The following is an 11,953-nucleotide window of genomic DNA, read 5'->3' as shown; positions in this document are numbered from 1 at the left end:
GAGAGTTACTCGGTTTGCTCACATTTCGTGAAGTCAACATAAAAGTATTCTCCGAGTTTCAAATAATCAGAGGCCGGAGGATTGTCCACCCATAATTCAATGCTTCCAGCCGGCGTCGCCTTCGCAAACCGTTTGTTTTCCTCTATACCGTCGTCGTAAACAGCGACCAGACTTACACATTCAGAACCCTCGACGGTCTTTGTAACCTTAGTGACTCTACATTTTGCCCGTACCATATTATCTCCGCTTGGTTTCGGTTTCACGTGCGAATCGCATGGGCGCGCCAGACAATTCCTGGTTACCCGAATCTCCCGGTGATGTAGTCTTCCGTTTGTTTCTTTTTTGGCCTCGTGAACATCTCTCTGGTTTCCGTAAACTCTATCAACTCCCCGAGGTAGAAGAACGCGGTGTAATCGCTCACCCGCGCGGCCTGCTGCATATTATGCGTGACGATGATGATAGTGTAAGTATCTTTCAGTTGAAAAATTAACTCCTCAATTTTTGCAGTTGAAATCGGATCAAGAGCGCTCGCAGGCTCGTCCATCAGGATAACCTCGGGGTTAACCGCAAGCGTCCTTGCAATGCACAACCTTTGCTGCTGGCCCCCGGAGAGGCTTGCTCCCGACTTATGGAGCGAATCCTTTACTTCATCCCACAGAGCTGCCTGCACCAGACTTTTCTCGACGATCTCGTTGAGATCCTTGCGCGAATATCTTCCTGTTAGCTTCAGCCCGGCAACTACGTTATCGTGTATCGACATCGTGGGGAATGGGTTTGGCTTCTGAAACACCATACCGATTTTTCTTCTGACGAGCACCGGATCGACACTGGGCGCGTAGATATCCGTACCGTCAACAAGAACCTTCCCAGTTATGGACGCATTTTTCGCGAGCTCGTGCATGCGATTTAACGTACGCAGGAACGTTGTCTTGCCGCAACCTGAAGGTCCGATGAACGCGGTAACAAGATTCTTCTGCATCGAAATGTTGATCCCCTTCAACACCTCGACACTTCCAAAGTATGCCTTTAGATCCTGTGCCACTATACCGGTTCGAGCCGCAATTTCGACAGCCGGGTTCATTCTGACATCATTTTCAAGAATTGAAGACTTGAGATCATTCACGAAGCATTTTCAAATCTTTGTTTCGAAAACGTCCTGACTACGAGATTTACCACGAGTATGCCGACGACCAGAACGAGAGCGCCGGCCCACGCCTGGCGATGCCAATCTTCATAGGGCGAAATTGCATAATTAAAAATTTGCACCGGCAGACTCGATATCGGCTGCGTCAAGCTGTAGCTGAAGAACGCATTGTTGAAACTCGTGAAAAGCAGCGGCGCGGTCTCGCCGAGGACCCTGGCAATCGAAAGAAGGACACCCGTGACGATGCCACTCCTGGCGCTCTTGAGCACGACGGAAAGAACGGTCCTCCAATACGGGACTCCGAGTGCGAGTGAAGCTTCGCGGATTGTCAATGGAACGGTCTGAAGGATCTCGTCGGTCGTCCGAAGAATCGTCGGTATCATCATGATACCGAGTGCAAATCCGCCCGCAATCGCCGTAAAACTTTTCATCGGAAGCACAACGATCGTATAAGCAAACACACCCATGACTATCGACGGTGTACCATTAAGCACGTCTGCAACAAATCTCGTTACGGTGGACAATCTGCTGTGCGGATATTCTCCTAGGAAAATTCCGCCAAGGAGTCCGACCGGTATTCCCAGGAGAGACGCCAGTCCCACGATGTAAAGAGATCCGATGATGGCATTTCCCATGCCGCCTCCGGTCTCGCCCACGGGAGCGGGTCTATGTATAAAAAAATTCAGATTTACTGATGAGGCTCCTTTAATAAAAAGGTAACCTATGATGAGAAGCAACGGTAGAAGCACTATTAAAATGCTCGAAGAAAATAGGAATGTAAAAAAGCCATTGAAAATTTTTCTGCGCCAATAGGAAAATCCGGCGCCGGAGAAAACCATTTTGCTAATCTTATTACGGTCCCTCACTATGCCTGGATCCTCTCGGTGTCTTCTTGCATATCCGTTCGATTCATTTTACCCCCGTCGTTCGCCAAATCAGCCATCTCGCTACCGCATTGACCAGGAGAGTAATCAGCAGAAGAATGAAAGCGACCGCGACCAATGCAGAAAGATAAGAATCGGACGTTGCTTCGGTAAATTCATTCGCAATAACTGCAGCCATGGTGTAGCCGGGATCCAAAAGCGATTTGCTTATCTGCGGAGTATTGCCGATAACCATGGTAACCGCCATGGTTTCTCCCAACGCTCGCGCCAACGCCAGTATGATCGAGCCGAATATCCCGCTCCTCGCGTAAGGAAGCGCGATCTTCTTCGTGGTTTCCCATCTCGTCGCACCGAGCGCGTACATCCCCTCCTTGAGCGCGACCGGGACAGTGCTTAAAACTTCAGTCGAAACCGAAATTATGAACGGAACGATCATTATCGCGAGGATTATTGCGGCGGTCAGAAAACCGATCCCGAGAGGATATCCCTTGAAGAACGGGAGGAACCCCAACTTGTCCGACAGAAACGGCTCTACTTTGCTCGCCATCAAGGGAGACAAAATGAAAATTCCCCACAAGCCATAAATCACGCTCGGGATTCCTGCAAGAAGCTCAACAAGGGGCTGGAGAAAGCCCCTCAGCCATTTCGGGGACAGCTCGGCGAGAAAAAGCGCGGTCCCAATCCCGAGCGGCGTCGCGATCAGAAGAGCCAGAAAAGATGTCACGATGGTTCCATAAATGAACGGAAGCGCTCCGAAGACGCCGGTCACCGGATCCCACGTAGTTCCTTTTATAAATTCCCAAAAACCTAGCGATACGAATGCCGGCCGGGACGAGGTATAAAGCTGCACCCCGAGCCAGACAAGCAGGACGACAACAATAAATGCAAAAAAGCCCACAACAAACTTAAAGACACCATCGGCATGCACAATAGATTTTTTTTCTACCTTTGTAGTCGTCTCAGGCACAAAAACGCCTTCTAGTTCAACTGCCATACGGTTCAAAGTAGTGGAAGGCGTTGACTTAGATGTTAAGCTAATGTTAAGAAAAAGTTAAGCAAGTTTGACAACATGGGATCAAGTTTGTAATTCGCGCGGAAAAGAAATAATTTTGGGTACCAAACTGAGACCATTTGAAATGCAGAACAAATCTAGGGAGTTTCGTATTCGGCGCCGATGAAAACATTCACACTTACCGCAAACGTGAGCACAGATAATCGCAAGGCAATCAAGCTTGTCTTAGAAAAAATTTTTCCGAAAGAATCGATGAAACCGGCGGAGGAAGGATTTCTCGTCCAGGCCACACTAGAAGGAGAAAGCGCACGTGAACTGAACAGGGAATTACTCTCGAGATTGCGAAGAGTTGAGCGGAAAACCAGAATGCGTGCGGAATGGAGATCACGCGGCAAAGTGGAACGCTTCTTTGACTATGTGCCGAAGAGCGTCAAGGGAATATGATCCTTGAGCGCTTTCCAGGTCATCGTGGCAGAATTTCCTCTCGGTTGGTAGACGCAGAAAACTTTAGGAAACCGGTAGTGTCAAGCCGAATTTTCCTTAGGGCAATCCCCAAATCTTTCTCATCACCCACTCCGCTCCGAGCAGGACAAACACAGCCGCAAGGACCGGCAGGGAAGAAAGTAACTCGAACTTATTTTCAGTTTTTAACGTCAGGGGTTCAGTCCACTCGGGTTTGATCGTCAGTCTTCCGTCGATGAATTCCTGCGGAGTCAGGAATTGCCCACCCGTGACGAATGAAATTTGGTTTAGCAGCCGGGCATTCATAGAAGTCTGGATAAATTCTTTATTCAGCGACTCCACCACGATTGTACCACTATCCGCTCCCATGAAACCCGCCGACGACTTTGCCCGCGCATAGTAGGAATATCTTCCCTCGCCGAGTCCGCCGACATTCCCGGTGTAGCTTCCGTCGCCGTTTCGACTCAACTGTACGTCGTTGACAAAATTCTTTGTCGGTTCTTTTCTTATGTTTACATCGATTACTGCGTCGTTTACCGGCGAGCCGGTTTGATCGACCAGAATCGAATTGAAATTTATAGTTTCCGACGGATCGTAACTCTTTTTATCGGTATCGACCGTCAGAACCTTTTGTCTGCCGCTATTAATAAGATTTCTCACCAGAGTTGCGACCAGGTCCCGAAGGAAATCGCTCCTCAACCCGCTGATCGAATTCATGAGCTGTATCCGCCAAAATCCGTACGCAAGAAATGCAGCGCTCCGGCCCATTTCACTGACAAGAAAAACCGGCGATGTCAGCCTGACCCCGTTCAAAACCGGCACGGCGAGCGAAACCGCCCCGTTCGCAGGTGTACATTCCATTCGCTGGTAATAAAGCGGCGGAATCAAATCACAATTTTCATTCAGCAACGCGAAGAGCGGCAGTAGACCGGCCGACGATTGACCGGGAGAAATCGTGGATACACCAACCTGAAATTCCCCGCCCGGCAGCTCCGGATCGAAACTCCGTACCACAAAAGGTATTCTTGGAATATGACTAAGCTGCTCTGGTGAAAAATTCTTCCCGGCAAAATAAACGTAAGGAGTCGAATTCAAGATGCTCTGAATCTGATGAAGCGTTCCCTCGGATTGTGGACCCGGAAAATCGTACAACAAAAGGGCATCGTATTTCTGCGATAATATTTCATTTACATCCTTAGAAGCATTTTCCCTGCCGACAGGCGCATAGAAATTATTCTCATCTTTCTGGATCAAGACTTTCAAATCGAACTCGTCAACCGATTCGATATTTCTTCGCAGGAATGCCACATCGGAGGCAGGCTCTCCGGCAATGAGTAGAACGGAGTATTTCCCTTTCATGACTTCCACTGAAGCGGAAACCGAATTGTTTCGCTGATCAAATTCTCCCTTCAATGGTGGGACGCGGACGATAAGGCCGTGCGTGCCGGCAATCTTCGGTGTATAAGAAAAAGCGACCTCGATGTTGCCCTCGTTAGTTAAGGTTACTTCTTTGGAGTCAACCACCTTCCCATCTTCCAATAGTTGAACCGCCGCAGATTTGTCTCCAAATCCGAACGCGCTGATGATGGCCCTGACAACACTTTTCTTCCCGGCGTATGCCGAAGGAGCCGTTATCATTTGCTTTGCCACGACGTCTTTCGGTTGAATCGAATCGCCAACCCCAACAGAGAATACCGGAAACGATAGACTCCTCGCGATATCTACCGGGTTCCCCCCTGAATTATAATTCCCGTCCGTCAAAAGAACCGCAAACGCAGGCTGAGCATTCGTCCCCAGCCTTGATGCCTCTACCAAAGCTGATTCGACATTTGTAAGCGGTTGATCAAACTTGAGCGAATCAAGACTATTCAATTTCAAAACCTCGCCGCCGAATATCACCGGAACTATGTCAAATCCCTTTGATAGGTCTTGAAATCTCTCGCTTTGAAGGAGGTTCCTCTCAACCTGGGAACGCCGAACCGTGCCATCATATAACGACATGCTCTTCGAATCATCGAGGAGAACAAAAATATCGCGTTTCTTTGTGTATGCCTTGACAATATCCACGGTGAGATTAGCCAAGACAAGGAAAAGGAGGAAAAAAGAAATCGACCTCAGTGTGAAGAGAAAAGCTTGTTTAGGTTTCGCGATCTCATGAACTTTTCGATACATCAAGTATGCGAGCCCCACCGACGAAAATGCAAACAAAAATATGAAGTAGAACGGGAGATCGAAGCTGATTTGAGCGAGAAGTAATCTCGTTGAAGAATTCATTTCAGATAAAGCGCTTTGAGAACCCTGATCGTGCCGCCGACATTGACCTCGATGAGATACACGCCGCTACTCACATCCATGCCATTATCTTCCCGTCCATTCCAGATAAATTCCTGATAGCCGGAAGCATTTGATCTGAAAAAATTTCTGATTTTTCTCCCCAAGATATCATAAATATCGATCTTGACATCAGCCGCACTTTTTAAAGCGAGGCTTATGCGGGTCTGGGAATTAAATGGATTAGGATAATTGTTGAACAATACGAAATTGCCCTGCGATTGTTGAAGGTACAGCATCCATCCCGGCGCACTGAAAGGATCGGCACTCCCATAATACGGTACATTGATTTCATCGCCATTTGAATCTGCAAACAAAAAATAAAAAAAGAAATTGACAGATGGGGAACCTTGAACCGGGATCTTGAATGCATACTCGTTCACCGTGTCGGTCTGTGAAACTGCAGTCGTTGAATAATGTGCTCCATCGGTCGAGTAGTAGACCCGGCTGCGGCTGATGTCGATTCCATGAGTGCCGTAAGCTCGCGCTGCAAAATAAAATGATGAATCTCTCTGCCAGAATGTGAAAGTATTTGATCCAACGAGTCCGAGTTTTCTTATCGCATTCCATACGTTCACTATGCCTGAACCGTAGAAGTTATTTGGATATGTCGAAGTTCTCGCAGGAAAACTGGGATCTTCTACATACACTGCCGTGCTCTTGAGCAGGTTGATCACCTGCATCGGCGCAAAATCCGGGCGCACTGAGAGTATCAACGCCGCAGCGCCGGCAGTGATCGGTGTCGACAACGACGTACCGCTTACGTACTCATACGTATCGGGTCCCGGAACGCTTGCGGCGTAATCGCTGCTTCCGTCGGCAACGAGATCGGGTTTTATCCTGTTATCGTTTGTCGGCCCGGTGGAACTAAAGGTTGCCAGAATGCCATCCCAGTCGACTGCTCCGACCGATATTATGCTGTCGGCGTCCGCCGGAACATCCATAGTGCCTGCCACGCCGTTTCCGTTGCCTTCGTTTCCCATGGCCTGGACGACCACGACACCAAGTTCTGCTGCTCTTGTCGCAGCGATGCTTGCCAGCGCGGTCCGACCATTGAAATCTCCTCTCGACCAGAAATAAGATTCGGAAGAATCAATCGCTCCGGTTAATGAATCTACAAAAACATTATAAGCCACAGAAGACGACACTATGTCCACGCCGCGCGCTTCCATCCATTCAATTCCTCTAACCCAATTGTCTTCTTCCGATTTGTAATCGATATCGCCCGGATCAGGATAAATAAGCTCCGTTTTTGCAAGCATGAAAGATGCCCCGTACGCCGCACCGACAAGATTGCCTGGCGAATATCCGCCGATGGCCGATAATGTCAATGTACCATGCTCGTCCTGATCGGGTGAATCACCTGCCTGGTTTTCAGTGATAGAATCATTCTGAATAAAGTCATGTTCTCCGACAATTTTTATATTCTTCAGGGCGTCGTGAGATTCATACCTAAACCCTACATCGAGCATTCCGATGAGAACGCCGCTCCCGTTTATTCCGAGCGCATGTACCTGCGGAATCCCACTCAACTCGAGCTGCGTATATGAGGGTCCGTAGAAACTTGAATCGCCTGGCTGAGATTGCATCAAAGTCTTATTCAGTCGCGTGTTAGAAACGGGAATACCTCCGATGGGCTTTATGGGATTTATGCACGCTACTATCTTCTTGATGCCAACAACGAAGGAAAATTTTTCCGCCGCGGCAAGCCGTGCGCTATCGCCAATCACAATTGCCGCATTGAACCATCGGCTTGTACCGTCAATGGCCAGGCCGATCGACTCCAAGCTGTCTAAGTACGGAGGGTAAACCGGGAAGTCAGAAATTGAAACAACAGATGAGACCGGAAGAACTTTCAAACGCCGGCTGATCGCACGCTGAGAAAGCAGACCGCTTTCAACCAAATAGTCCAGACTCGATTTGCCATTTCCGAGATGAGTGAATGGTTCTGCGTTCGGCTTATCTCTGAAGAAAATCCAATACTTGCTTTGAGCGGGTGATCGTCCCGCACAGACACCGGCAACAACCGCGATCCAAAACAGGATACGAATGAGGACCCGCAACTTCATCCGGACAATACTGGACGACAGACTCGATTCCTTCATCAAGGCATCATGGAACAGGCATAACCTTGCTCCATCCGGTTCAAAAGATGGACGTTTCAAATCGAGGAATGACGAAACGATACCATTTCCTTTTCGTATTACGAAAGAGTCGAGGGGAGGTCTAAGAATTCGTTTAGACTTAAGCGTATATACGACTGCGTCAAATTTTTCGCGGCAGGTGCACTTCTACGCCTCAAGAAGTCGCCGGATGATGTCGGGTGTAGCTACGTTCTCCGCTTCCGCATTAAAGTTCGTTATAACTCTGTGGCGCAAAACGGGGAGAGCGACGCCTTTCACGTCGTCAACGTCGGGACTGAAACGGTTTTCAAGAGCAGCGATCGCTTTGGCAGCAAGAATCAGATATTGGGATGCCCGGGGTCCAGCTCCGTAGCTGACAAATTGCTTGATGAAATCCGGCGCTGTACCATTATGCGGGCGAGTGCGGCTGGAAAGCTCGACGGCAAATTTCACGACCGACTCGGAAACCGGAACTCTCCTTAAGAGTTCCTGAAAGAAGAGTATGTCCGACCTGTCGATGACTTTTCGTACCACAGGTGCATACTCACCAGTAGTTGTCTGGACAATTTTCACTTCCTCATCCGATGAAGGATAATCGAGCCACAGATTGAACATGAACCGATCAAGCTGCGCTTCAGGAAGAGGATAAGTTCCTTCCTGCTCAATCGGGTTTTGCGTTGCCAAAACAAAGAAAGGCGGCTCGAGCTGAAATGTCTGACCAGCTGCAGTCACCCGATATTCCTGCATTGCTTCGAGAAGCGCACTCTGAGTTTTTGGCGGAGTCCGATTTATCTCGTCAGCAAGGATGATGTTGCCGAAGAGCGGTCCTTTGACAAACCGGAATGTTCTCTCTCCGGTTGTTACATTTTCCTCAATTATTTCCGTTCCGGTTATGTCGCTCGGCATAAGGTCTGGAGTAAATTGGATTCGGCTGAATTTTAGATCAAGAGCCTCTGCTAATGTTCTGACGATAAGCGTCTTTGCCAAACCGGGAACGCCTATGAGAAGGCTGTGCCCTCGAGACAGGATAGCCACAAAAATCTGCCTGATGATCTCATCCTGCCCGACAATCACCTTGGCAATTTCCTTCTGCAGGTCTGAAAAATTTTGATTGAGCCTTGAGATTCCTTCTACGTCCGAAACTTTTTCCCTTTTCAATATCGTCTGGCTCACGTTATTTCCTTCCGGCAATGGTACCGTCGATGGCAAAACTCGCGGCGGCAAGCTCCGGCGCCGCCGTCACATCCATAATGCGAACATAGATGTGCGGGCGATCATTTAGGTATCTTGTTCCCATCTTGATCCAATATTTCAACTTTACCAAACTTTTTCAACATCGACGATATTTTTTCGGAATCGCCGCTGAGAACTATTGAAAGTTTCTCTGGAAGATATCTTTTGGCAGAAGCCTGTACGTCTCTCGCCGTCACCTTCCGTATGTTCTCCTTGTAATCTTTGTAATAATTCCTCGGAAGATGATACAGCTCCATCGCGACCACTCTCCTCGCGACCTGCTGCGGGGTTTCAAGCTGAATCGGGAAGAGACCGGACAAGTATTTTTTCACCATCTCCAGCTCATCTTTAGACGGCAGCGTCTTACGTATTCGGTCTAATTCGCCGAGCGATTCGCTGATAGTCTCGCCCGTTACTTCATTGCGAACATCAGCCGAGACTTCGAATGGACCCGGAAGAGTGCGCGCATCGAAAACGCTCCTGCCGCCGTAAGTGTAACCGTGCTTCTCCCTTAGATTCTGATTAATTCGCGAGCTGAAGTATCCTCCGAGCAGGGTATTCATCACGAAAGTCTTCAAATAATTCCTGTCGTTCCGGGCAATCCCTATTCCGCCTATCCGCAGAGAGGATTGAACTGCACCAGGTCTTTCAACGATAACAATCTTGCCATTCAAGGACGATGGAAGCAACTGCGGTACGGAATAGGATTTTCCATCACCTTTCCATCTCGCAAAGTATCGAATCACATACTTCTCAGCTTCGGCTGGGGTCACATCGCCCGCAAATACCATGAACGAATTGTCGGAAGTATAGAAGTCCTTTTTGAATTTGACGAAGTCCTCCCGCTTCATCGCCTTAATAGATGCTTCGCTGCCGACAGGAGGTCTTCCGTACGGGTGATCCCCGAACACGACCGCTGCAAATCTTGTGTCTGCAAGATATCCAGGATCCGCTTTCATCTGTTGAACGGACGCGATGCGCTGGGTTTTTACTCTGTCTATTTCTTCTTGTGGAAACGTCGCGTGAAGGATAATGTCCTGCAAAAGATCGATGCCGATCTTCAGATTGTTTCTCAAAACCGAGACAAACGTTTCATTTGCATCCCAGGACGAGCTGCTCGAAAGAGAACCGCCCACATAATCTATCGCCTCCGCAATCTCAGTCGCCGTTCGTTTCTCGGTCCCTTTAGAGATCAATTCACTCGTCATACTGGCGAGCCCGGGCAGATTCCCGTCGAACGTGGAACCTCCTCTGGCCACAAATCCTACGGTGACGATCGGCAGGGCATGGTTTTCAACGACGAAGAACTTGAAGCCGGTCTCCAGTTTCTTCACGAAAAATTTCGGGAATGAAACTTTGCCTTCCTGTCCGGGTCTGGGCGGTTTAGATCTGTCTAGTTTCGTATTCATCAGACACTCCGACCGGGGAAATAATTCAGGATAACTCGCTCGTCTTTCTTCAAAAATTTCCCCGCAATCTCATGTATCATGGAAGCTGTTACGGCAAGTTCCCGATCGACCTCGGAATTTATCATACCGGTATTTTTGAAGAATGAATAATAATGCGACAATGCATCGGCTACTCCGCTGTTTGTTGAAAGCCTCCCTATATAAGAAGAGATGGTGGTGTTCTGCGCTTTGTTGAATTCATATTCTGTCACTTGAGACTCTTGCAGCCTGTTAATCTCGTCATCGAAAATCTCGAGCACTTCCCTTTCAGAGTGCCCCGGCGCCACAAAAGCCGTGAACATGAAGACCCCTGACTTTTCCATTGCCTCGATGGACACGTCAAAGTCGGAAACTGCCTGAGTCTCATAAATCAATTTCTGATACAAACGCGAGCTGTTGCCGTCGGATAAAATTTTTCCTATTTGACAAAGGGCGTAATATTCCGGCGAGCCTTCGGGCGGCACTTTGTACGCGACGAAAACTCCGGGCGATGGGACGTTGCCGCGCATGATCTCAACCCGTTCCTGACCAAGCTTCTCGTCTTCGAATAAAACCGGCTTGATATCGAAGCGGCCCGGCGGGATATCGGAAAAGAATTTGCCGATCAAGTCTTCGGCTGGCTTAAAGTCTATGCTGCCGCTTACAACGAGAACCGCATTGTTTGGACAATAAAACCGTTCGTAAAATTCCCTGACATCGTCCATGTTCGCGGCATCCAGATCTTCCATCGACCCTATCACGGGCCAATGATATTGCCCAACCGGGAAAACGAGGTTCTGCATCCTCTCTGAAGCATCACCGTAAGGACGATTATCAATCCGCCAGCGCTTCTCTTCTTTTACGACCTCCCTTTGAGTCGAAAGAGCTTCCCCGGTCACACTGAATTTCAACATTCGGTCGCTCTCAAGCCAGAGAGCAAGCGCAAGCTGGTTCGACGGAATAACCTCATAGTAATTTGTAACATCTTCGGTCGTATAGGCATTATTGTACCCTCCGGCAAGAGAAATGTATTTATCGAATGCCCCTTTCTCGACGTGCTCCGAGCCCTCGAACATCAGGTGCTCGAAAAGATGCGCGAATCCTGTCTTACCTTCCTTTTCATTTTTTGAACCGACGTGATAGCAAACATCTACTGCCACCACCGGCATTGAGAAGTCTTTTCGGAGAATTACCGTGAGACCGTTGTCTAATTTATATTCTTTAAAATCGACATTGACTCTCACTTTTTTAGGAGATACAACAGACCGGTTTCGATAAATCATCTTCTTGATTGCCATCAGTTCACTGTCCGTTCATTATCGTCGGAAAAATTAAAA

At 48.5% G+C, this 11,953-nt stretch carries 11 protein-coding genes; 1 reads left to right on the top strand and 10 read right to left on the bottom strand.

The annotated features are described in order from the left end of the window. Positions 1–5: 5 nt before the first annotated feature. The 4 genes from VLX91_00625 to pstC form a co-directional block, all read right to left on the bottom strand. Positions 6–236, bottom strand: a complete 231-nt coding sequence (locus VLX91_00625) for a hypothetical protein (protein HUI28688.1) — start codon at positions 234–236, stop codon at positions 6–8. A 62-nt stretch (positions 237–298) separates the two neighbouring features. Next, positions 299–1,123 carry a phosphate ABC transporter ATP-binding protein PstB gene (gene pstB / locus VLX91_00620; GenBank protein HUI28687.1) on the bottom strand — a complete coding sequence of 275 codons (825 nt, stop codon included), beginning with the start codon at positions 1,121–1,123 and terminating at the stop codon, positions 299–301. Continuing rightward, positions 1,120–1,983 (bottom strand): phosphate ABC transporter permease PstA, encoded by an 864-nt coding sequence (gene pstA, locus VLX91_00615; GenBank protein ID HUI28686.1) that lies wholly within the window; start codon positions 1,981–1,983, stop codon positions 1,120–1,122. Before pstA ends, pstB begins: the two co-directional genes overlap by 4 nt. Before the next feature lie 70 nt (positions 1,984–2,053). Then, entirely contained in the window at positions 2,054–3,022 is a 969-nt protein-coding gene (gene pstC, locus VLX91_00610) for a phosphate ABC transporter permease subunit PstC (protein ID HUI28685.1), read from the bottom strand. 180 nt (positions 3,023–3,202) lie between these two features. Between pstC and VLX91_00605 the strand changes: the two genes are divergently transcribed. After that, a complete protein-coding gene (locus VLX91_00605; protein ID HUI28684.1) occupies positions 3,203–3,484 on the top strand; it encodes a hypothetical protein in 282 nt (93 codons plus the stop codon). A gap of 96 nt (positions 3,485–3,580) precedes the next feature. Here the strand turns inward: VLX91_00605 and VLX91_00600 are convergent, their stop codons facing one another. The 6 genes from VLX91_00600 to VLX91_00575 all read right to left on the bottom strand — a co-directional run bounded on the left by VLX91_00600 (position 3,581) and on the right by VLX91_00575 (position 11,914). Continuing rightward, positions 3,581–5,776 carry a hypothetical protein gene (locus VLX91_00600; protein ID HUI28683.1) on the bottom strand — a complete coding sequence of 732 codons (2,196 nt, stop codon included), beginning with the start codon at positions 5,774–5,776 and terminating at the stop codon, positions 3,581–3,583. Then, positions 5,773–7,938 carry a S8 family serine peptidase gene (locus tag VLX91_00595; protein HUI28682.1) on the bottom strand — a complete coding sequence of 722 codons (2,166 nt, stop codon included), beginning with the start codon at positions 7,936–7,938 and terminating at the stop codon, positions 5,773–5,775. Before VLX91_00595 ends, VLX91_00600 begins: the two co-directional genes overlap by 4 nt. Before the next feature lie 186 nt (positions 7,939–8,124). After that, complete coding sequence (locus tag VLX91_00590; GenBank protein HUI28681.1) at positions 8,125–9,129, bottom strand: MoxR family ATPase; 1,005 nt, start codon at positions 9,127–9,129, stop codon at positions 8,125–8,127. A gap of 1 nt (position 9,130) precedes the next feature. Continuing rightward, the gene (locus VLX91_00585) at positions 9,131–9,253 is read right to left on the bottom strand and encodes a hypothetical protein (GenBank protein ID HUI28680.1); all 123 of its coding nucleotides are present in this window, start codon (positions 9,251–9,253) and stop codon (positions 9,131–9,133) included. After that, complete coding sequence (locus VLX91_00580) at positions 9,231–10,598, bottom strand: pitrilysin family protein (protein ID HUI28679.1); 1,368 nt, start codon at positions 10,596–10,598, stop codon at positions 9,231–9,233. The genes VLX91_00585 and VLX91_00580 overlap by 23 nt, the downstream gene beginning before the upstream one ends. Beyond that, positions 10,598–11,914 (bottom strand): pitrilysin family protein, encoded by a 1,317-nt coding sequence (locus VLX91_00575; GenBank protein ID HUI28678.1) that lies wholly within the window; start codon positions 11,912–11,914, stop codon positions 10,598–10,600. Before VLX91_00575 ends, VLX91_00580 begins: the two co-directional genes overlap by 1 nt. Positions 11,915–11,953 lie beyond the last annotated feature (39 nt).

This window comes from Candidatus Acidiferrales bacterium, assembly GCA_035515795.1.
In the GTDB taxonomy this organism is placed as follows: Bacteria; Bacteroidota; Ignavibacteria; order Kryptoniales; family JAKASW01; genus JAKASW01.
The sequence above is the reverse complement of the archived record's forward strand: the minus strand, read 5'-3'. Positions and strand labels throughout refer to the sequence as shown.

Coding starts and splice junctions, on each gene's coding strand:
- VLX91_00625 (HUI28688.1), bottom strand. CDS start 236: ATGGTACGGGCAAAATGTAGAGTCACTAAGGTTACAAAGACCGTCGAG.
- pstA (HUI28686.1), bottom strand. CDS start 1,983: ATGGTTTTCTCCGGCGCCGGATTTTCCTATTGGCGCAGAAAAATTTTC.
- pstC (HUI28685.1), bottom strand. CDS start 3,022: ATGGCAGTTGAACTAGAAGGCGTTTTTGTGCCTGAGACGACTACAAAG.
- VLX91_00605 (HUI28684.1), top strand. CDS start 3,203: ATGAAAACATTCACACTTACCGCAAACGTGAGCACAGATAATCGCAAG.
- VLX91_00600 (HUI28683.1), bottom strand. CDS start 5,776: ATGAATTCTTCAACGAGATTACTTCTCGCTCAAATCAGCTTCGATCTC.
- VLX91_00595 (HUI28682.1), bottom strand. CDS start 7,938: ATGAAGGAATCGAGTCTGTCGTCCAGTATTGTCCGGATGAAGTTGCGG.
- VLX91_00585 (HUI28680.1), bottom strand. CDS start 9,253: ATGGGAACAAGATACCTAAATGATCGCCCGCACATCTATGTTCGCATT.
- VLX91_00580 (HUI28679.1), bottom strand. CDS start 10,598: ATGAATACGAAACTAGACAGATCTAAACCGCCCAGACCCGGACAGGAA.
- VLX91_00575 (HUI28678.1), bottom strand. CDS start 11,914: ATGGCAATCAAGAAGATGATTTATCGAAACCGGTCTGTTGTATCTCCT.